The sequence below is a fragment of the Bacillus sp. L_1B0_5 genome, assembly GCF_000836715.1.
GTDB lineage: Bacteria > Bacillota > Bacilli > Bacillales > Bacillaceae_G > Bacillus_A > Bacillus_A thuringiensis_S.
The window spans coordinates 42,224-64,105 of sequence record NZ_JXIS01000117.1 but is presented as its reverse complement, the minus strand read 5'-3'; the positions used below and the strand labels follow the sequence as shown (position 1 = coordinate 64,105).

Below are 21,882 nucleotides of genomic sequence, written 5' to 3'. Positions count from 1 at the left end.
GAAGACTTTCTCCACAGCCTGAAAAAAGAAGCCTGTTAAACAGGCTTCTTTTTTATCCCCTTATAATTCCATAACTTGTCCCAACTAGTACTGTCTTTTCATCCTGATTGCGATAAACTGACTCGATTGAAACTTTTTTATAACCTTCCATTTGCTCAACATTTGTTAACGTTAGTTCACAAGTGATCGTATCTCCTGTGAAAACTGGTCTAATAAACTCACTTACTAATTCTCTTGCTATGTAATGTAACTCTTCTCCCACTTTCGTCCCAATGCTAGCAGTCAATAAACCATGAACCATTAATCTTCCGTTTTCATCGTATTCCACATGGTGTCTACCTTTATCACCGGTAATATTTGCAAATTCAAAAACTTCTTCCTCAGTAAATCTTCTTTCATATTTAAATACATCCCCAACTTTTATACTCATTTTTATCCCCCTAATAATAAACAGAATTTTCTTTTATTTTATCATAAAAAGAGCCTCAATCCATTCTCTATTATCAAAAGTCTCAAAATTACCTCGCTATACTTTTTCTTTTCCTTCATTTATCGGTGACCATCTCTTTTCGCGACTTGATATCCATAATACGCACATGTTCCATTTCTCGATAGCTCTCTAACTTCAAATCCACAGCTTCTATAAAAATCAAAATTGTTCGCTGATGTATGTGCAAACCAATCACCGTGGGGAAGTTTTTGCAAGCAAAGAGCTACAAGCTTCTTACCTAATCCCTTCCCTCTATATTCACACTTCACAACTAAATTTACTATGTTCGCAATCATAATTCCATCAGAAATGACTCTAACCATCGCAATCATCTCTTCCTCATCCCAAATTGTGAAAGCCCATGTTGAATTTTCGAATGCTATCGTAAATTTTTCAATTTGCCACGAAGGGATATTATCATTACTCCAACCGGCATCTTCAAACAAAGCTTTAATTGCATATGCTGGTACACTACTCGTTCCCTCACGAATAATAAGTCCATTATGATAAATGTACATGTAACCCCTCCCTTTATTTTCATATACCATTCTTCAAAAAATGTAATTTACCTTTAAAAAAGTAATTTTTTCATCCAACACGCTTAATAGAATAAACTAGAACATCGATTCCATGAAATGATGTTGTTTTCTCATAGCTGAGCCCAGTTTTTCTAGCAACAAATATTGAGGCCGGATGATTCGGATTAATAAGAGAAATTAATTTATTCATTCGTAATGCTTGGAAACCATAGTTACGAAATGCTGCCGCCGCTTCTTTTGCATACCCTTTTCCCCAATACTGAGGAAGTAACCAATAACCAATTTCAATTTCCTCTTTTCCATCTATCTTCTGCTGTATCAGCCCTGCATGACCAATTCTTGTTCCCGTTTCCTTTTCAATCAATACAAATAAACCGAGACCGTTTTTATAGCTAGGAATCACCCATTCCTCCAGACTTTTTTTACACTGCATATATGTTTTTAACGTCCCATTTCCAATATAACGCATTACCTTCTCGTTCCCCCATAGTGAAGCGTAGAACTGTAAATCATCCATTGTATATTTGCGAATTTGTAAACGTTCTGTATGAAACATGCTGGCACTCCTTTCCACTAATTTTTTCTTCATTTCACGATCACGTTTTGTGTGTATACGAAATGTTACTATTTATTATAAAGTGAAACTTTAATCAGTGGGAAATTTTGTTCATCCCCACTGATTATTAGCCTTCACCAACCAGGCGTTTACGGGCAGTGTATCTCCCGTCTAACTTCTTTGCTTTAGCCGAATTTTTAGGCGGGAGTCTTACTGCCTGGAAAATAGCGGGATAAATGAACCAACAATAAAATACAGAATATTCATTCTTAACAACTAAAAAAAGCAGTAGACAAATATTGTCTACCGCATCCATATCATAACTAGCATAAAGAAAACTACAATTGAGGGGGGTGTAGGATTTTCAAATATACTAGATACTTATCCCGTTCTAACGGGCGGTAAACTTTCCAATTGTTTCAAGTGAAAAGTTTACCGCACATAAGAACTTCATTCATTAAGATAGTATTGCTAAATAATCATATACACGCTTAGATTTCTCTCCACCCATTCGTGCATGCTGAAGAAGAGAAATACCATGAGGACCAGATGCATGCAATGCTTCTGGTTGAGCTACTAAAATAGCTTGTACAATTTCTAATTCACCAAGCATAGCTGCTGCAAAAATATCCATCCGAGCACCCTTTTCTAGTAAATAAAGAGCAATATCTTTACGACCTACATGTGCCGATGCCCCTAACGCACTTTCCCAATCTGATCCACCCCAATTATAAGAGGCGTGAAGTAAGCTTGGCGATTCAGCCAATAGCTCTTGTACTTTCTCTAAATCCCCGTGAGCTGCCATAACAAATTCTCTTACTAATTCAGTGGTAATACGCTCTTCTGTTTGCATCGCTCTTCTCCCCTTTTAGAAATTCGTTTCGGTGTAAAAAACGGCTTGTCATTTCCTTGAAAAATATCTACATCTATGCCAAATACATGTTGAAACATTTCATGGCATAGTACTTCTTCTGGTATACCATCATACTGAATCTTTCCTCGCTTTAATACAAGTAAACGATCGCTATATTGAGCAGCTTGGTTAATGTCATGTAAAACCATTATAATCGTCATTCCAAACTCCTCATTTAATCGTTTCACAAGTTCCATTACTTCCAACTGGTGAACGATATCTAAAAAGGTTGTTGGTTCATCCAATAATAAGACATTTGTACGTTGCGCTAGCGTCATCGCAATCCAAGCACGTTGCCGTTCCCCTCCTGATAAAGAATGTAAAAGACGATATTCATACCCTTCAAGATTTGTAACAGACAATGCCCAATCAACAATTTCTTCATCTTCTTTATTTAAGCGGCTACTCCATGATTTATGTGGACCTCTTCCGAACTCAATTAGTTCTTTCACTGTCAAATCTAATTGATGATCATGCATTTGTGGTAACATCGCTAATTGCTTCGCTACATCAGCACTCTTCATCATATGAATATTTTTCCCATCTAAAATGATGTCCCCTTCGCTTTGTTTCAGTAGCCTTGCTATTAAACGAAGCAAAGTAGATTTTCCCGATCCATTCGGACCAATTAAACTAACGATTTCTCCAGCCTTAATATGTACATTCATATTTTGCATTTGAAATCTTTCAGAGTGTGCATAAAACACTTTGTTAACGGAAATCACGTTGTTTTCCTCCTCTATGAATTAAATATAAGAAGAAAGGACCACCTAAGAAGGACAGTAAAATACCAACAGGCAATTCGATTGGGTCAAACCAACTTCGAGCTATTGCATCCGCAAAAACAAGTAATACCCCGCCGCCAAGGCATGATAAAGGTAGCAAATATCTATAATCATTTCCAACTAATAAACGTAGCATATGTGGTACGACAAGACCGACAAATCCAATAAGACCAGACACACTTACTGCAATTCCAGCTAATAATGTACTTACTACGATTAAATAAAACCGACTTTTTTCCACATTATGTCCTAATAGTTTTGCCATTTCATCTCCAAGCATTAACACTCGAATATGCTTAATACCAAAGAAAGCTAATATAATGGCGAATATTGCATAATAAATAATCATGTTTAAATGTGCCCAACTTACACCACCAATGCCGCCCGCTAGCCACGGTAACACGGATTGTACTTTGTCACTATGTAATAACATTAAAGCTGACGTTGCTGCACCAATTAATGCATTGATTGACACTCCTACTAAGACGATTCTTGAAGGTGGTGCCCCTTTTTGCCATGATAAAGCATAAATAACCATTGCTGTTATGAAAGCTCCTAAAAACGCCCCTAGTGGTAAAAAAGCTAGATGCTGTGGGAATAAAATCATGATGACAATTGCTACAAGACCTGCCCCAGATGAAACCCCAATAATACCAGGATCTGCAAGAGGGTTTCTCATAACCCCTTGCAACAGTGTACCAGATGCAGCTAAACATGTTCCTACTATAAACCCAACGAGAACTCTCGGTATGCGAAGATCCCATACAATTCGATGAACTGTCGAACCTTCATCTTGTATACCTGTTAGAATGTCTCGTACAGAAAAGGATAAACTTCCTGCGAAAAGACCGTAAAAGAGGCCTAGAATTGTTAATACAACTAAAGTAACTGCTATTATCCATCTTTTTTTCGCAAAAGGATGTTCCTTTTCTCTTACTACTTCACTACTTTCCATACGTATCATTTCCTTACATCTTGTATACTTTTATACATAAAGTCCATTGCTTCTGTAACTTTTGTCCCAGGATTAGATCCAAATAAATCAGGTGGCAAAATAACTACGCGGTTTTGTTTTACTGCATCTAAATTTTTCCACGCTTCATTTTTCATCATTTCGCCTTCGAATGCTTTTTTCACACTTTTTGGATCTCCGTGTGTAATTAAATAAATGACATCTGGATTCGCCTCAATAATACGTTCTACACTTAGCTGTGCATATTGCGGATATTCTTTCGTTTCTGGAAAATCAGAAGCAATATTTTTCCCGCCTGTTTTTTCTAAAACATCACCTGATAAAGATGTTGGTAATGCCGCTAAATAAGTACCTGGTGCGCCATACACTAGCAATGCTTTCACATCGCTCTTTTTCTCATATTTCTTCATTTGATCATTGATTTTTTGATTAAGTTCTTTTGCTTTATCTTCTTTCTTCATTACTGTTCCATATAATTCAATATTCTTTTGAATATCTTGTACAGAATTCGCAGAAGAAATGATTACTTTCGTTCCTTGTCCTTCAACCGTTGGCACATTCTTTTGGAATCCATTGTTAGCAACAAGTACATCGGGCTTTAAACTAGCAATTTGCTCAAAGTTCGGTTGATGTGCATTCCCGATTACTTTTGCTTTCTTTAACTCCTCTGGAAGAGTTAATTTCGTATCCGGACGACCTACTACTTTTCCACCTAAAGCATGAATAATATCCATGTCTCCCATACTTAATGTTGCAAAACTTTCTGGTACTTTATCGAATGTTACCTTTCTCCCTGACAGGTCGGTAATTTCGATTTTTTCTTTTCCTTTTTCTGTTTTGGTTGCAGACGCTTTTTCGTCCCCTTTGGCACTGCAACCTATTAACAAGAAAAAAATAGATAAAATCGCTGTAAATAGCGTAATAGACTTTTTCATTCCTTCACCTCTAATTGATAATGATAATCATTAACTACTATTCTACTTTAATTGATAAGGATTATCATTGTCAACATGAAACGCATACATTTTTCTACAAAAAACAAAAAGCGCGACAAAAAGATTCTTTCTTTTCGCCTCGCTCTAGTTAACAATATTATTCACATTCATTTTCCTCTAACTGGTCACGCATCACTTTCACACGCTGAAAGAAAAAGAATGATAAACTTAAAAATATAACGATGCTCCCCATCATAACAAAAAATTGGATTGTCTCTTTTGCTCCATCCGGAATCAACAAGCCAACCATTAACAATGTACTTACAGCGAGAAGAATTTGTCCGAACCTAGTATAATCTTCTATTTTCCCTTGTAATTCTTTCATTATATTCTCACTCCTCCATTTCACTTTATCATATTCTATGAAACTGAAAGACCAGTAAATACAGGCATTCTGGGAGATGTTTTCCAACAAAAAAAGAGCCGCTTTACTGCGGCTCTTTTGTAATCATTATTCACCCTTATATGCTTCCATATAAATTTCTTTCAGCTCTGAAATAAGCGGTAACTTTGGATTAGCAGTTGTACATTGATCTTCAAAAGCTCTTTCTGCTAATACTCCAACAACCTCTTCAAATTGCTCTTTATCTACTCCTTGCCCTGCAATACTCATATTAATATTTAAGCTTTTTCCAAGCTCAATAATTGCTTTGACGAGTGATTCCACACCTTCTGCTACTGAGCTTGCTGGAAGCCCAAGCATTCTCGCAATATGTGCATAGCGTTCATCTGCTACAAAGTGCTCATATTTTGGGAACAATGCGTGTTTTCTTGGCTTAATAGCATTATAGCGGACTACGTGCGGCATAAGAATTGCATTTGCACGTCCGTGTGGTATATGGAATTCTGGACCAATTTTATGTGCTAAGCTGTGATTAATACCTAGAAAAGCATTTGCAAATGCCATCCCTGCAATTGCAGAAGCGTTATGCATTTTTTCCCGTGCTTCTTCATCATTTCCATCTTTATATGCTCTCGGTAAATATTTGAATACGAGATCAATAGCTTTTAATGCTAATCCATCTGTATAGTCATTTGCCATAACAGACACATACGCCTCAATTGCATGTGTTAAAACATCCATACCAGTATCTGCTGTTACATGTGGTGGTACTGTCATTACAAATTGCGGATCAACAATTGCTACATCTGGTGTTAATTCATAATCTGCGAGCGGATACTTTATATTATTTTTCTTATCTGTAATAACCGCAAATGGTGTCACTTCTGATCCTGTTCCTGATGTTGTTGGAATCGCAACAAACTGCGCCTTTTTTCCTAATTCCGGATATTTACATGTACGTTTTCTTATATCTAAAAACTTCTGTTTAATGCCATAGAATGTCGTTTCTGGATGCTCATAGAATAACCACATTCCTTTTGCTGCATCCATAGCTGAACCGCCACCAAGTGCGATAATTACATCTGGCTTAAAGCTTCTCATCATTTCCGCACCTTTAAAGACAGTTTCATCTGATGGATCTGGTTCGACCTCAAAGAAAACTTCAATTTTCACATCATTTGCATGCTTGTTTAAATAGTGCGTGACTGTATCGACATAGCCATGTTCAACCATTCCAGGATCCGTTACAATAAATGCACGTGAAATGTTAGGCATATTTGCTAAATACGCTGTAGCATGTTTTTCAAAATAAATTTTTGGTGGCAATTTGAACCACTGCATATTCTTTTTTCTATTTGCCAGCCTTTTTATATTTAATAAATGAGTCGCTGTTACATTTTGGGAAACTGAATTTTTTCCGTAAGAACCACAACCAAGTGTAAGTGATGGAATAAATCCGTTATATATATCCCCTATTCCACCTTGTGATGAAGGTGCATTTACAATGAGACGGCAAGCTTTCATACGTAATCCAAATTGCTTTTGCACTTCTTTATTTGTAGAATGAATAACTGCTGAATGTCCTAAACCACCGAGGTTCAACATTTCTTCGCAATATGTAAATCCTTTTTCTAATGAATTCGCCTTCACACAAGCTAATACTGGGCTCAGTTTCTCACGAGATAACGGATATGCTGCTCCGATACCTTGAATTTCAGCTACAAGCATTTTTGTATGTTCAGGAACAGTAATCCCAACTAATTCGGCAATATACTGTGCTGATTTCCCTACAATATCACTATTTACTGCACATGTATTTTCATTTATAACGAGCTTTTCTAATTTTTTTCTTTCTTCTTCTGTTACAAAGTAACAATTGTTTTCGATCATTTCTGTTTTAACATCATCATAGATTTCTTTATCGACAATGATTGCTTGTTCCGATGCACAAATCATACCGTTATCAAATGTTTTCGATAAAATTAAATCATTAACAGCTCGTTTTACATGTGCTGATTTTTCTATATAACACGGTACATTACCAGGACCTACACCTAGCGCTGGTTTTCCAGTAGAGTAAGCTGATTTCACCATACCAGCGCCTCCAGTTGCTAGAACGAGTGCCACACCATCATGGTTCATTAATTGTTTCGTCGCTTCGACAGACGGTCTCTCAATCCATTGAATACAATGTTTTGGTGCACCAGCTTTCATTGCTGCATCATATACGGTTTTCGCTGCTGCCACAGAACAATTTTGTGCAGAAGGATGAAATGCGAAAATAATTGGATTTCTCGTTTTTATTGCAATTAACGCTTTAAACATTGTTGTCGACGTTGGATTCGTTACTGGCGTTACCCCAGCTACTACACCGACAGGTTCTGCAATTTCTATTATTTCTTCATAAGGATCTTCGTGAATAATTCCTACCGTTTTATCTTGCTTTATACTATGCCAAATATATTCAGTGGCAAAAATATTTTTAATGCATTTGTCTTCATAGACACCACGGCCTGTTTCTTCAACAGCCAATTTTGCAAGTGGCATATGTTGATCAACACCTGCTAATGCCATTTCATGAACAATGTTGTCAATCTGCTCTTGTGTAAAACTTTCTAATGCTTGTAAAGCTTGTTGACCGTTATTTACTAACGTATCAATCATCTCTTTTACCTCTTGCATTTCATTTACAACTTTCTCTTTGACTACCATGTAAATTTCCTCCTATTCTGTTATCACGGTCTTTATAAGTCCCTATAGGTCATAATAAGTCCCGATTAGCGAAAAAAAATAGAGTTACCGTCCTACATGAATCCCATTGTTTGTGAAATATTTCACAAATTTGCTCGTGAATAACATTTCATGAATTCAATATACATGAAATCATTTCATTTGTGTATGTCTAATTTGTGAAACATTTCACAAATTAACATAATAAAAATGCACTGCTCCACATTAGCAGTGCATTTTTTATTACGCTAGCGCTTGTGCTAAATCTTCAATTAAATCTTCACCATCTTCAATACCGACAGAAATACGAATTAATGTATCTGTAATTCCTAATTCTTTACGGCGATCTGCTGGGATTGATGCATGTGTCATTTGAGATGGGATAGAAATTAAACTTTCTACTGCTCCTAGGCTTTCAGCAAGTGTAAAGTATTGCAGTTTCTCAAGTACTTTATTTAATGTTTCCTCACTATCTACATCAAACGAGATAATAGCACCAAATCCATTTGCTTGTTCTGTTGCTAATTCGTGGTTTTGATGTGATTCAAGACCTGGGTAATATACTTTATTTACTTTTGGATGATTATTTAAGAATTCAGCAATAGCGCGTGAATTCGTTTCATGTTCTTCCATACGAATTCCTAATGTTTTTAAACCGCGAAGTAGTAAGAAGCTATCTTGTGGTCCAAGAATACCTCCTGTTGAGTTTTGTACAAAGTGAAGGTCTTCTGCTAGTTGTGGGCTATTTACCACTACTAGACCTGCAACTACGTCACTATGACCTCCTAAATATTTCGTTGCACTGTGAAGTACAATGTCTGCTCCTAAAGAAATCGGCGACTGCCAATATGGCGTCATGAATGTATTATCAATAATTGTTAATAAATCTTTCTCTTTAGCAAGAGTAGATATTTTCTTAATATCAGTAATTTTTAGTAATGGATTCGTTGGTGTTTCCACATAGATTGCTTTCGTATTTGGACGAATTGCTTCTACAACTTCCTCTAAGTTTGTTGTGTCTACAAATGTATGTTCAATACCGAAGCGGTTTAATACTTTTGTAATAACACGATACGTCCCACCATAAACATCATCTGTTAAAATAACGTGGTCACCTTTTGAGAACAACATAATTGTCGCTGTAATAGCAGCCATTCCAGAACCAAATGCAAATCCAGCATGACCATTTTCTAATACGGCAATCATTTCTTCTAAAGCTGCACGTGTTGGGTTACCTGTACGTGAATATTCATATCCTTGATGCTTACCAACTGCTTCTTGTTTGTACGTACTTGTTTGATAGATCGGTACGTTTACAGATCCAGTTGAAGGTTCTCCTATGCGAATACCATGAATTAACTTTGTCTTTGCTCTCATTTTTTATTCCCATCCTTTGTATATGTCTTTACTTAAATAGCGCTCACTGCTATCAGGAAAAATTGTTACAATATTTGTACCTGGCGCTGCCTTCTCTGCCTCAAGTAAGCTCGCATGAAATGCTGCTCCTGAAGAGCTTCCAACGAGAAGTCCTTCTTTTTGCGCTAATTCTTTCACTCTTAAAAATGCATTTCGATCAGAAATCGTATGAATTTCATCAAAATAAGATGTCTTCAAAAATGGCGGGATAAATTCCAATCCAATTCCTTCGGTCTCATGTGAACCAGCCTTACCACCATTTAAAATAGATCCTTCTGGCTCTACGATAACTGTTTTAATATCTATATTTTTTTCTTTCAAATAAGATGCAGTCCCCATAAAAGTACCGCCAGTTCCTGCTCCAGCAACAAATATGTTAATCTCTCCATTCAATGCATCCCACAGTTCAGGGCCTAACGTTTTAAAATATGCACGAGGATTTGCCTCATTTGCAAATTGACTTGGAGAGTATGAATTCGGTATTTCATTTACTAACTCTTTTGCTTTTGCAATTGCACCGGTCATTCCTTGCTCAGTCGGTGTATGCACGACCGTTGCACCTAGCGCTTTCATTAACTCTTGTTTTTCAATACTAAATTTCTCTGGTACACAAACAATAACGCGCAAATCATGTTCTAACGCTGCAAGTGCCAGTCCAATACCAGTATTCCCAGCAGTCGGTTCAATAATTGTTCCACCCTGGGTAACAAGCCCTTTTTCTAGCGCATCTTCGATTAATTCTCTTCCTAAACGATCCTTAACGCTTCCGCCTGGGTTATAAAATTCAAGTTTTGCAAATAAACGGACCCCTTTCGGAAGTGAAAAACGAGTAATTTCTACAATTGGTGTATGACCGATTAACTCATGAACTCCACGATATACATTCATCGTGTTCTCCCCCTTGTTTGCCAATAAAGAAAAGGCAACTGTATGTATTTTCTTTATATGAGACAGTTGCCTTTTTGTTACATTACTTTAACTCTTCTAACACTTTTACGATAAAGTTTGTAGAATGAAGAGCTGCTTGATCTAAAAACTGATCAAATGAAACATTTGATTCTTTACCAGCAATATCAGAAAGTGCGCGAATGATAACAAACGGAACTTCATATTGGTGGCATACTTGTGCAACAGCTGCTGCTTCCATTTCTACCGCATAAAGATTTTCAAATTTATCACGGATGGCTGCAACGCGGTTCGGATCACTCATAAATGAATCACCTGTTGCAATCATACCTTTTACAACTTGAATATTTTCTTCAGCTTGCATACATTTCTCAGCTAATGCAACTAACGCCTCATCAGCTTTAAATCCAGGCGGCATTCCTGGTACTTGACCATATTCATAGTTAAATACTGTTACATCTACGTCATGGTGACGAACTTCAGTGGAAATAACTACATCACCAACGTTTAGAGAATGATGGAATCCACCAGCTGAACCAGTATTAATTACTTTTTCAGGCTTATACTTTTCTAATAAAATTGTCGTTGACATCGCTGCATTTACTTTACCAATACCAGACTTTAACAAGATTACTTCATGTCCTGCTAATAGTCCTTTCGTAAATTCACAACCTGCAACCGTTTCTGTTTCTGCTTGTTCTAATTTGTCACGTAAAATACGTACTTCTTCTTCCATTGCTCCAATTACAGCAATTCTCAATCTAATCCCTCTTTCTATTGCTTAGTTGCCTCCATTACCCAAACGAAATGATTTAATCTCGTAAACGTTACATGGAAGCCATTGTTTTCAAAAATAGTCTGCATAACTGGAATACGTGTATAGTATTCCGTTTGCAAATCGTTTGCTAACTGGTGAAAACCTCTTTGTTTTGCTGTTTCAACAGTTTTATCATATGCATCTTGATCTGCAAATATCGTATCAGCAAACACTATTTTACCACCTTTGTTTAGCAATTGACTATACTTCGCAACCGCTACATTTTTTTCATCATCTGTTAAATGATGAAATGCATAGGTGCTAACAATGGTATCAATTGAATTTTGGACTTCAAACGACAGAAAATCACCTTCTGTAATCGAAAATTCTTTTGGCAATTTCTCTTTTGCAATCATACGCATTTCACGCGACGGTTCTATACCGTAAACTGTGCGGCCAGCAAGTAATAATTTATTTGTTAAATTACCTGTACCGACACCAAATTCTAATACATTACCAAATGACTTGTTAACTACATCCTCTAGAATATCCTCATAATGGGCGAAAACTTCTTTATATTGTATATCTTCGCCTTGTACGAATGAGTCGTACGTATGAGCCCACTCATCAAATAAACCATTAAATTCTGTGCCCATAAAAATTCCCCTTTTTCTTATCGGTTTTATCAGTATGATATTCCCTCTTTCTAAAAATGTCAATTGAAATGTACATGGTATTTCCTTCTTTTCTTTGTTACACTATAGTTGATTACATAGGAGAGGGGCCGTCTTCATGTCATTTACCTTTGAAATGTTAGAAGATAAAATAGAATTTTTTGAAGCGGGAGACTTAGCTTCTTTAGAACGAAAAATTAGTGAACAAATCGATAATAATAAAGCACTTATGCTTGAAGTTCATCACATCTCACATCAAATGGTTATGGATCCTGAAAGCAAAAGACCGTATTATAGCGCGGTTGTTCATTTTAAATTAAAGAAATTGCGTTAACTAAAAAAAGAGAAGCTCCTAAGGAGCTTCTCTTTTTTTAGTTTAGAGTTTGAACAAGTACTGGTTTCCAGCCCTCATTATCTACCCAATCAATATTTACGTAATATCTTTTTCCACTTTGCTTATCTTGAACGTCACCATAAGCTTTGCTCTTTCCAGTTTTGTCTCTTCCAACAAAATGGAATACTAATTGCTCCTTCGGTACTTCAATACCTGCAGCAATTGCACTTTGCATCTCATTCCAATCTGATGACCCCTGTTTAAACGTCATCGCTGGTGATGAACCTTGTTCTGTTCCTACAGCTTTCCAAGAAGGTTTTGTATAAGCCTCTTTTGCCTTGGATACAGTTTTTTCAGCTGATACTTTCTCGTTAGCTTTCGCTTCTTCTTCAGCTTTTTTCTTTTCTTCCTCAGTCTTTAACTTCTCTTCTTCAGCTTTTTGCTTAGCTTCTGCTTGCTCTTGCTCTTTTTCTTTTTTCTTAGCAGATGCTTTATCTTCTGATTTTCCAGCTTTCTCATTCTTTGTTGTTTGTTGAGAGACTTTCTTATCACTAGAAGATGCTTGCTCTTTCGTATTAGGAACGAACAATTGATATGCTACAATAGCTACTAATAGTAACACAATAGCGATTGCAATATTTAAAACACCGTTTTGACGACGTTTTTGTTGTTTCTGTTGGAATCTTGATCCTCCTGCCATTCTCCAAACCTCCATGCAGTTTTTCCTAATTGCTATTGTAACATTAAATCTAGAAAGGTTGAACATTTACAATGATATTTTCATGAAATGAAAACAATTCACTATAAATTGCAAGATTACTTTTCATTCTCCAATTGATAGATTGCTCCTACCATATCTTTAAAAATAGGTGTAACTTTATTCACTTTGCTATCTGTCTCTAGATCAACAACAACTAAAGCATATCTTGGATTCTCATACGGAAAGTAACCTGCAAACCAGCGATTCACCCTCGTCTCTTTCCCTGTTTGCGCTGTTCCGGATTTTCCAGCGACACTGAGCGGCAACGAGCGGAATGCCGTTCCTGTACCTTTCTCCCTTGTTACAACACCTCTTAATAACTCTTGTAATGTTTTCACTGTTTCATACGAAAGCTGTTTTCCATGTAACGTATGGTTCTCAAATGTAAAGAAATCCACTCCATTTTTATATACTATTTTTTCAACAGCTTTCACTTCCATCTTTTCTCCATTCCTCGCAATCGTCGCCATCATATTTGCAATTGCTAGAGGTGATATACGTACATCTTTCTGTCCAATCGCTGTTTGCTCTACCGCTTTTTTACTATTTTTATTTTCTTCATTCCCCCAAATAGTAGTGCCTTTCTCTTCTGGCATTTGCTCAAAATGAGGTGTATGAAATACCGAACCTTTCCATCCAACCTTTTCATTTGCTCCTAAAGCTGCTACGTATGTTTCTAGCACCGTCCTATCCTTTTGTAATAGCTCGTTACCTAACTCAGAAAATGTCCTGTTACAGCTCCTAGCAAAGCTCTCTTTGAAGTTAAGCGTACCCATCATAACTTGTGGGTCGTTTTCACCATATAAATCTTTATTACAGTTAAATGTCCGATTAAACAAATTCACTTTTTGATCAATGACTGCCGCTGCAACTACTGTTTTAAAAACAGAGCCTGGAAAATGTGGCGTTAACATTTGATTTTCAAGTGTAGTCTTATATAAATTCTTATCTCTTACTTGTAAAGACGGTTTACTGACCATCGCTAATATTTCATTTGTCTTTACATCAAGTAATACTAATCCCCCCTTCTTTATTTCGTTTGCTTCAATCACTTCTTCTGCTTTTTGCTGCAATCCTTTATGTAAAGTAGTTTGAATCCTAACTGGGTAAAATGGATTTCCTGGTGAAGTATATTTCGCTTGATTTCCAAAAATCGGTTCTCCTTGCCGATCTACTTGATACAATACTTTTGCCTCTCCATCAGTCAATAAAAATTCATCAAATGATTGCTGCAATCCTGAAATACCTATCGGCGTTTGTTTTGAAATTTTTTTCACTTCTCCATATCGATTTTGAAATTCTCTTTCGTTCTCCCCTACATCACCAATTAAATGATTTATCTCTCCAGTTTGTTTTAATCGTACTTCAGCTGCTACAATACCTAATACATGTAATTGATTTACCTTCTCCATCTGCTCTCGTGTCACTCGAAATGGAACAGTTTCCCCTTGCAGTATAAATGCATTTTTTTTATTTTTCATTTGTCTTCTGATCTCTTGTCTCGACACACCAATGATATGCGCGATTTTCTCTAACATGTCATTTTTTATTTGTAAAAATGGAAAAACAATTAAAACAGGATACTTTTCCTCACCTATTTCTTTACCATGACGATCTATAAACTGCCCACGCCCATCGTCTACTGCAATGGATTGCGTACGTTGCGTAACACTTTTTTCAATTAAATTTATTTTGCGATCAGTAAATGATTCTGTATCTATAATTTGGATTTGAATTAAACGACAAAGCAATAAAAACATAATGCCCATAAAACAAATTAAAACAATTGTAATTCTCCGTTTTATTTTCATAAAAAACACCTCGTCTATTATAGTTTGGACGGAGTGTTTCATCTTTTATACAAATAAAAAAATCACTCGTTTTTACACGAGTGATTTTTTTATTATTTTACAGAGACAATCTCTACTTGCATTTCTCCGCCTGGTGTTTGGATTGTTACTTTCTCACCAATTTGCTTACCTAATAAGCTTTTTGCGATTGGAGAATCGTTAGAAATTCTTCCTTCAAATGGATCAGCTTCCGCGCTACCTACGATTGTGTACGCTTCTTCATCTCCGTTTGGTAATTCTTTAAATGCTACTGTTTTACCTAATGTAACAACAGTAGATACTTCGCCATTATCTTTAATGATAACTGCGTTACGAATCATATTTTCTAATTGTGTAATACGTCCTTCTACGAACGCTTGCTCATCTTTTGCTGCATCGTACTCAGAGTTCTCAGAAAGGTCCCCGAAGCTACGTGCGATTTTAATACGTTCTACTACTTCTTTACGTTTTACTGTTTTTAATTGCTCAAGTTCGTTCTCTAGTTTTTGCTTACCCTCTTGCGTCATAGGGTATGTTTTTTCTGTTGACATATTTTCCACTCCTTTTATATACCAATCCCCCGAAAAAAAGAGGAGTTCCATATGAAAACTCCTCCGCTTCCATTGTTAGCGGAGGTTTCTAGTACCCTTGCACTAGCGGAGTTGTCACATACAACCCCGTATTTCCAATTCTTCTTTATATAAAGAAGATATGTATGGAAAGTTGATATAAATATGCCCTCACCTATATATAGATGAGGTTGCATGTTTCATTGTATTCGATGGGAAGGGAAAAAATCCCTTCCTACCGTACATCTTTTACTATGCTATTACAAATTTACTTTTTGTTCAAGAATTGTTGCAATTTTTGTCACCATAATATCAATTGCAACATGGTTTTGTCCACCTTCAGGGATAATAATATCCGCAAATTTCTTAGAAGGCTCAATAAATTGATTGTGCATTGGACGTACAACAGTTACGTACTGATCAATAACTGAATCCATCGTACGACCGCGCTCTTTAATATCACGCTGCATGCGGCGCAGAATACGAAGGTCAGCATCTGTATCAACGAATAACTTAATGTCCATCAACTCACAGAGACGTGGGTCTTCTAAAATAAGAATCCCTTCTAAAATAATTACATCTTTCGGCTCAACTGGAATAATTTCTTCTGAACGCGTATGCAATGTATAGTCATATACAGGCTTATCAATTTGCTCATATGCAAGCAACTGCTGCAAATGTTCAATTAACAGATCATTATCAAACGCAAGCGGATGATCATAATTTGTTTTTAAACGCTCTTCCATTGGTAAATGGCTTTGATCTTTGTAATAATAATCTTGCTCCAAGATTAAAATGGAATGACCTTTAAAATGGTCAAAAATCGCTTTCGTTACACTTGTTTTTCCTGATCCTGAACCACCAGCGATTCCAATTACAACAGGCTTATTCGTCCCCATTCGACTACCACTCTTTCTTATTGAAGTATGCTTTTGCGCATCATATTATTCACATACACTGGTTGATCCACTTTGAATTTCACGATTTGCAACGGATGTCTCGCTGCATCTAATTCGTTTCCATCCTCATCCCAAATTTTCTCCACCGTCTGCGTAAAGTTTTCTATTTCTGGTCCAAAGAACTCCACTTCATGTCCTGGTTTGAAATGATTACGTTGCTCAAGCGTTACGATGCCCGTTTCTTCATTATAATCTAACACTAAACCAGCAAAATCATACGTTGTTTTCTTACTATGATTTCCAAACATTTGCTCTTGATGTCCTGGAACCCCTTCAAAGAATGCAGGAGCTGTATCACGATTTGCACATTTATCAAGCTCATCTAACCATTCTTGTTTAAACTCAAAGTTATCCGGATCCGCACAATAAGCATCAATTACTTTACGATATACAGTTGCTACAGTCGCTACGTAATGGATTGATTTCATACGTCCTTCTACCTTTAAACTATCGATTCCAATTTCAATCATTTTCGGAATTGATAAAATTAAATTTAAATCTTTTGGACTCATCGCAAAGTGAGCATCTTCTTCTTGGAATAGAGGAAGCTCTTTTGCATCTTTATGTTGTGATACTGTTTGAACTAAATCATAATCCCAGCGGCAAGATTGGCAACAACCGCCACGATTAGAGTCACGCGCTGTCATATGGTTACTTAATGTACATCTTCCTGAATATGCGATACACATTGCACCATGGACGAATGCTTCAATTTCAATATCCACTTTGTCTTTAATTTCTTTCATTTCTTCATAGCTTGCTTCACGAGCTAATACAAGACGGTGTAAACCTTCTTCTTTCCAATACTGTGCTGCTTTCCAGTTGGATAGTGATTGCTGTGTGCTCAAATGCACCTCAACAGAAGGCGCTACACGTTTACACGTCTCAATAATAAGCGGATCGGCAACGATAATTCCCGTTACGCCAGCTTTTTCAATCCCTTTTAAATATTCCTCTAGCCCGTCCATATTTTCATTATGTGCGAAAATATTTGTTGTTACATATATTTTCGCTCCATATTTCTTTGCAAATTCAACGCCTTCTGCCATATCTTCCAGCGTAAAGTTACCTGCATTCGAACGAAGACCAAATTCTTGTCCACCTAAATATACAGCATCTGCCCCATAATGGATAGCTACTTTTAATTTTTCTAAGTTACCCGCAGGGATTAACAGTTCAGGTTTCTTCACAATAACGCGCTTGCCATCGATTACTCGTGAAATTTCTTGTACAGTCATTTCCTACACCCTCCTCGTTTAGTAAACCGTTTCTTTAAAGAAGAATCCTGTGTCTAACGGACGATTTACTGGTTGCATTTCTTCTATTTCTTTATATAGAGCATCTTTCACGTCATAATATGCATCACGATCTTCCACACATAAATCAATCGCTTGACGATATTTCTTCGTTACTTCAATAATGTATTCAGAGCTTTTTAGTACACCATCGATTTTTAAGCTGTCAACTTCAGCTTCGATTAGTTCCTCTAATTCATCGATGAAACAAATATCGTTCGGACTCATAATGTGAGTACCATTTTCATCTTCATAAATTGGATATTTATTGTTACGCTCTGGGTCATATAAGAACATATTCTCTTCATATTTTTTCTTTTCAATGTCAAGATTACGTCCTTGATACTCAAAGTAGTTTCCTACTAATGAACGCTTCGATTGGAACATACAAGTCATACCGTGAATTTGTACTTCTAGTTCCACTTCAGCATTTTCTTTTAAATCAACAATTTCATCTAAGCTCAGCTCACGAGCTAATACAGCACGCTTCGCTCCTCTTTGTCCCCAGTAATTACAAGTGAACCAGTTTGTTGCTGTCGTTTCTGTATTCCAGTGCAACTGCATATTTGACGCTACTTCGCGAACAGCCATTAATACTGCTGGATCTCCGAAAACAATTGCATCTACATTTACTTCATTTAAAAATGAAACGTAATCTGTTAATTCTTCTACTTTATCGTTGTGGAACATAGCGTTCATTGCTACGTATACTTTCACACCATTTTCATGCGCAATCTTCACAGTTTGTTTTACATCTTCACATGAAAACTCCCCTGCTAAACGTAAACCAAACTTTTGCTCACCGATCATTACCGCATCTGCTCCTGCTTTCGCAAGAAGTTCGATATCCGCCACCGCTCTTGGCGTTACTAACAATTCAGGTTTCTTCATACCTTGGTCACCCTCTCTTTTTACTAACAGCTACTCCATCACCAATTGGGAAAATCGTTGTATCATATCCTTCATGGTTCATAAGCCACTCATTGTACGTCTTAATACGACGGATTAAACCACGTGTACGTCTGTTTTCAATTTTCTCTTTTGTCGTTACAAGACCATGGTACATAACATTATCTGAAATAATTACGCCACCAGGATTTAATAACGGTTCATATAAGTCAAAAAAGCGACGATACTGTCCTTTTGCTGCATCAATAAAAATAACGTCAAATGTCCCGTGTTCTTTTACTTGTTCACCTGTCTCTAACGCATCACCGTAAATAACTGAAATACGATCTGTTACTGGGGAACGTTCTATATATTCAAGTGCTTTTTCATATCGCTCACGATTGCGCTCAACTGTCACAATACGTGAATTTGGAATAGCTTGCATCATACGAATACTAGAATAACCGATTGCTGTTCCAAGTTCTAAAATGCTTTTCGGTCCAATTAAACGTAAAAATTGCAGCATAAATTCCATTCCAAGTCGATCCATAATCGGCACATGATTTTCTGTTGCATATTCTTCCATTTCAAGAATTAATTTATCTTTCGGATCAATAAATGATAATAGGTACTCGTTAACTGCATCCTCCATAAATGGTCCTCCTTATTTACATGGAGAAGTGCCTCTATGACGTCTTTTCCCACATAGAATGCAATAAAAATACAAGCCAGTTTTACCCTTAGCTTGTACGTCCCGTTTTGATATTAAAAACGATTCTTCTGCCAGTTTTTAACCCGATATATTTTACCACAAAAAAGAGGGATGTGCGACCTTTTTCGCTATCCCTCCCCATTTCACTGTTTTTTCGTAATGTATTTTTGCTTTAATGCATTATGCTCTTCTAATGTTTTTGCATAGTACACTTCACCACTTGGTGCAGCTAAGAAATAATAATAATCTGTTTGCGCAGGTTCTAACGCAGCTTCCACTGAATGTTTACCAGAGTTTGCGATCGGCCCTACCGGCAATCCTTTTACAACATACGTATTGTACGGTGAGTTGACCTTTAAATCTTCGTATAATACACGTTGTTTATGCTTTCCAAGTGCATATAATACCGTTGGATCCGTTTGAAGCGGCATACCTTTCGCTAAACGATTATAAAAGACACTAGAGATCTTTTGACGATCTGTAAAACCAGTTGCCTCTTCTTCAATAAGTGAAGATAATGTTAAAAGCTGATGAACATCCCAGTTCTTCGCTTTCATTTTCGCCTCATTTTGAACAATGATTGCATTTGTTTTCTCAAGCATCGGAATTACGATTTCTTCTAACGTCGTATCTTTCTTATAAAACGAATACGTCGCAGGATATAAATAACCTTCTAATAGGTATTTAATATTACTATCAAAGATTTTATCCGTTAATAACTTCGGATACTTTTGCTGCATTTTTTGAATAAATGCTTTATCGTTTAATTGACGCGTAACATCGTCTTTATTCCACTTTAGTTCTGTCGCAATCGTTTCTGCAATTTCAGTTACTTGCGCTCCTTCTTTGATCGTCACTTTATAAAGAGCTGGACGATGCACGTTGCCAGATGACATTTGTTCAATAACATCTTTAGCATTCATCGAAGGATTTAATAAATATGTACCTGCTTGTAAACTTTTCGATTTAGCCTTTGTATAAAAACTAAAAACTGTACCGTTTTTCACAGCGCCTTTTTCTTCTAAAATTTCTCCAATCTTACTTGTAGATGATCCTTTCGGAATTTCTACTTCAATCTCTTTTTTATTCCCGCTATCAACTGGTCCTAATGCGGATGAAATATACGCATAGACTGAACCACAAACTAAAAGCAGTGCAATAATCGAAAATAAAAAGATGCGTCTACGCTTCTTTTTCACTTGATTCTCTATCAAAACATTTCCTCCTTACTTAATTGTAGACCGTATGTACACCTTTCTATACAGCACGATGTAAAAATGCAACAAATTCACTTATCTTTTTTAATAGACACTTTATTTTTCTACAATCCGTCTCATTATACTACAAAGACTTACACAGTTTCGACAAAAAATCTTTCATTTTACATATAAATACAAAAAAAGATGGACTGTATATCGTCCATCTTTTCAGTACTTATTATTCAGCTTCTTGCTCATCAGCAATAGTGTTGAACGTTTCTTGTACCATTTCCCACTCTTCTTCAGATTCGATTGGAAGTAAAACTCCGCCCTCTTCTTCATTTTGCTCATAAGCCATTGCATCATAAATTGGGTCTCCATCTTCATCTACTTCACCGATTGGAGAGAAGATTACGTATGATTTTTTACCAAATTTTTCAGCATCAAAAGTGAAAATAATTTCACATAAATGTTCGTTACCTTTTTCGTCTACAATTGTAATTTGACGTTCTTCCATTTTGGTCACCTCTTATTTTCTATCTAAAAATCCTTGTAAGATTACGACTGCAGCCATCTTATCGATTACTTGCTTTCGCTTCTTACGGCTTACATCAGCTGAAATGAGTAGACGTTCCGCTGCCATCGTTGACAAACGCTCGTCCCACATTACAACGTCTAATTGTAACAGCTCTCGTAGGTTTTCTGCAAATTGCTGGCACGCTTCACCACGTGGGCCAATTGTACCATTCATATTTTTAGGTAAACCTACTACTATTTTATCCACATCGTACTGCTTTACTAACTCAGAAATACGATCAAAACCAAAGTGACCTCGTTCTTCGTTAATCTTAATTGTTTCTAATCCTTGTGCTGTCCAGCCCATTTCGTCGCTAATTGCAACTCCGACTGTTTTTGTACCTACATCTAAACCTAATATCCGCATAAACTACTCCTCACGATGATGTTTCAAGTAAGACTTCACAAGCTCTTCAATGATTTCATCACGTTCAAGCTTGCGAACGATGCTACGTGCATCTTTATGGCGAGGTATGTATGCTGGGTCTCCACTTAATAAATAACCGACGATTTGGTTAATCGGATTATAGCCTTTTTCTTGAAGTGCATCATACACAGTTAAAAGTACATCATTTACATGGACACTCTGTTTTTCATCTTGAATGCTAAACTTCATTGTTTTATCAAAACCGTCCATTTCAAGCACCTCACTTATATAGTAAGTATAGGGAGAAGAACTTCTCC

25 protein-coding genes are annotated in these 21,882 nt (G+C 36.6%); 1 reads left to right on the top strand and 24 read right to left on the bottom strand.

The annotated features are described in order from the left end of the window. Window positions 1-52: 52 nt before the first annotated feature. The 13 genes from RT27_RS28335 to RT27_RS28275 all read right to left on the bottom strand — a co-directional run bounded on the left by RT27_RS28335 (window position 53) and on the right by RT27_RS28275 (window position 12,059). On the bottom strand, window positions 53-430 hold the full coding sequence (locus RT27_RS28335) for a MaoC/PaaZ C-terminal domain-containing protein (RefSeq protein ID WP_016080227.1): 378 nt from the start codon (window positions 428-430) through the stop codon (window positions 53-55). A 119-nt stretch (window positions 431-549) separates the two neighbouring features. Continuing rightward, entirely contained in the window at window positions 550-1,008 is a 459-nt protein-coding gene (locus RT27_RS28330; protein WP_000276126.1) for a GNAT family N-acetyltransferase, read from the bottom strand. 70 nt (window positions 1,009-1,078) lie between these two features. Next, window positions 1,079-1,618, bottom strand: coding sequence for a GNAT family N-acetyltransferase (locus RT27_RS28325; RefSeq protein ID WP_142397206.1), 540 nt, complete (start codon window positions 1,616-1,618; stop codon window positions 1,079-1,081). Window positions 1,619-2,042: 424 nt separating this feature from the next. Continuing rightward, a complete protein-coding gene (locus RT27_RS28320) occupies window positions 2,043-2,438 on the bottom strand; it encodes an ankyrin repeat domain-containing protein (protein ID WP_029443341.1) in 396 nt (131 codons plus the stop codon). Continuing rightward, entirely contained in the window at window positions 2,405-3,223 is an 819-nt protein-coding gene (locus RT27_RS28315) for an ABC transporter ATP-binding protein (protein WP_016080224.1), read from the bottom strand. Before RT27_RS28315 ends, RT27_RS28320 begins: the two co-directional genes overlap by 34 nt. Next, complete coding sequence (locus RT27_RS28310) at window positions 3,210-4,238, bottom strand: iron ABC transporter permease (RefSeq protein WP_002082127.1); 1,029 nt, start codon at window positions 4,236-4,238, stop codon at window positions 3,210-3,212. The genes RT27_RS28315 and RT27_RS28310 overlap by 14 nt, the downstream gene beginning before the upstream one ends. Window positions 4,239-4,243: 5 nt before the next feature. Then, the gene (locus RT27_RS28305) at window positions 4,244-5,191 is read right to left on the bottom strand and encodes an ABC transporter substrate-binding protein (protein ID WP_016080223.1); all 948 of its coding nucleotides are present in this window, start codon (window positions 5,189-5,191) and stop codon (window positions 4,244-4,246) included. Window positions 5,192-5,348: 157 nt separating this feature from the next. Beyond that, window positions 5,349-5,576 (bottom strand): YrhC family protein, encoded by a 228-nt coding sequence (locus RT27_RS28300; protein WP_000661454.1) that lies wholly within the window; start codon window positions 5,574-5,576, stop codon window positions 5,349-5,351. Window positions 5,577-5,702: 126 nt separating this feature from the next. Further along, on the bottom strand, window positions 5,703-8,306 hold the full coding sequence (adhE, locus tag RT27_RS28295) for a bifunctional acetaldehyde-CoA/alcohol dehydrogenase (RefSeq protein ID WP_043938440.1): 2,604 nt from the start codon (window positions 8,304-8,306) through the stop codon (window positions 5,703-5,705). 261 nt (window positions 8,307-8,567) lie between these two features. Then, on the bottom strand, window positions 8,568-9,701 hold the full coding sequence (locus tag RT27_RS28290; RefSeq protein ID WP_001201921.1) for a bifunctional cystathionine gamma-lyase/homocysteine desulfhydrase: 1,134 nt from the start codon (window positions 9,699-9,701) through the stop codon (window positions 8,568-8,570). Window positions 9,702-9,704: 3 nt separating this feature from the next. Beyond that, window positions 9,705-10,628 carry an O-acetylserine dependent cystathionine beta-synthase gene (locus RT27_RS28285; RefSeq protein WP_001103877.1) on the bottom strand — a complete coding sequence of 308 codons (924 nt, stop codon included), beginning with the start codon at window positions 10,626-10,628 and terminating at the stop codon, window positions 9,705-9,707. An 82-nt stretch (window positions 10,629-10,710) separates the two neighbouring features. Continuing rightward, complete coding sequence (mtnN, locus tag RT27_RS28280) at window positions 10,711-11,406, bottom strand: 5'-methylthioadenosine/S-adenosylhomocysteine nucleosidase (RefSeq protein ID WP_029443343.1); 696 nt, start codon at window positions 11,404-11,406, stop codon at window positions 10,711-10,713. Between the two features lie 14 nt (window positions 11,407-11,420). Continuing rightward, entirely contained in the window at window positions 11,421-12,059 is a 639-nt protein-coding gene (locus RT27_RS28275; protein ID WP_043938439.1) for a class I SAM-dependent methyltransferase, read from the bottom strand. Window positions 12,060-12,195: 136 nt separating this feature from the next. Between RT27_RS28275 and RT27_RS28270 the strand changes: the two genes are divergently transcribed. Continuing rightward, a complete protein-coding gene (locus RT27_RS28270; protein ID WP_000010979.1) occupies window positions 12,196-12,411 on the top strand; it encodes a YrzA family protein in 216 nt (71 codons plus the stop codon). 37 nt (window positions 12,412-12,448) lie between these two features. Here RT27_RS28270 and RT27_RS28265 read toward each other — a convergent pair whose 3' ends face one another. From RT27_RS28265 to RT27_RS28215, 11 genes are all read right to left on the bottom strand, one after another. Next, window positions 12,449-13,111, bottom strand: coding sequence for a YrrS family protein (locus RT27_RS28265; RefSeq protein ID WP_043938438.1), 663 nt, complete (start codon window positions 13,109-13,111; stop codon window positions 12,449-12,451). Between the two features lie 116 nt (window positions 13,112-13,227). Further along, window positions 13,228-14,982, bottom strand: coding sequence for a penicillin-binding transpeptidase domain-containing protein (locus RT27_RS28260; RefSeq protein ID WP_043938437.1), 1,755 nt, complete (start codon window positions 14,980-14,982; stop codon window positions 13,228-13,230). A 92-nt stretch (window positions 14,983-15,074) separates the two neighbouring features. Next, complete coding sequence (gene greA / locus RT27_RS28255) at window positions 15,075-15,551, bottom strand: transcription elongation factor GreA (protein WP_082044944.1); 477 nt, start codon at window positions 15,549-15,551, stop codon at window positions 15,075-15,077. A gap of 278 nt (window positions 15,552-15,829) precedes the next feature. Then, complete coding sequence (gene udk, locus RT27_RS28250; protein ID WP_000537080.1) at window positions 15,830-16,468, bottom strand: uridine kinase; 639 nt, start codon at window positions 16,466-16,468, stop codon at window positions 15,830-15,832. 17 nt (window positions 16,469-16,485) lie between these two features. Continuing rightward, window positions 16,486-17,766: a U32 family peptidase gene (locus RT27_RS28245; protein ID WP_000217961.1), complete on the bottom strand. Its 1,281-nt coding sequence runs from the start codon at window positions 17,764-17,766 to the stop codon at window positions 16,486-16,488. Between the two features lie 18 nt (window positions 17,767-17,784). Further along, window positions 17,785-18,714 (bottom strand): peptidase U32 family protein, encoded by a 930-nt coding sequence (locus RT27_RS28240; protein ID WP_043938435.1) that lies wholly within the window; start codon window positions 18,712-18,714, stop codon window positions 17,785-17,787. Window positions 18,715-18,721: 7 nt separating this feature from the next. Next, a complete protein-coding gene (locus RT27_RS28235) occupies window positions 18,722-19,363 on the bottom strand; it encodes an O-methyltransferase (RefSeq protein WP_000389102.1) in 642 nt (213 codons plus the stop codon). Between the two features lie 203 nt (window positions 19,364-19,566). Beyond that, complete coding sequence (gene mltG, locus RT27_RS28230) at window positions 19,567-20,637, bottom strand: endolytic transglycosylase MltG (protein WP_043938434.1); 1,071 nt, start codon at window positions 20,635-20,637, stop codon at window positions 19,567-19,569. Between the two features lie 223 nt (window positions 20,638-20,860). Further along, window positions 20,861-21,139 carry a DUF1292 domain-containing protein gene (locus RT27_RS28225; RefSeq protein ID WP_000392731.1) on the bottom strand — a complete coding sequence of 93 codons (279 nt, stop codon included), beginning with the start codon at window positions 21,137-21,139 and terminating at the stop codon, window positions 20,861-20,863. A gap of 12 nt (window positions 21,140-21,151) precedes the next feature. Further along, window positions 21,152-21,565 (bottom strand): Holliday junction resolvase RuvX, encoded by a 414-nt coding sequence (ruvX, locus tag RT27_RS28220; protein ID WP_001221190.1) that lies wholly within the window; start codon window positions 21,563-21,565, stop codon window positions 21,152-21,154. 3 nt (window positions 21,566-21,568) lie between these two features. Continuing rightward, entirely contained in the window at window positions 21,569-21,835 is a 267-nt protein-coding gene (locus RT27_RS28215; RefSeq protein ID WP_000348591.1) for an IreB family regulatory phosphoprotein, read from the bottom strand. Window positions 21,836-21,882: the final 47 nt, after the last annotated feature.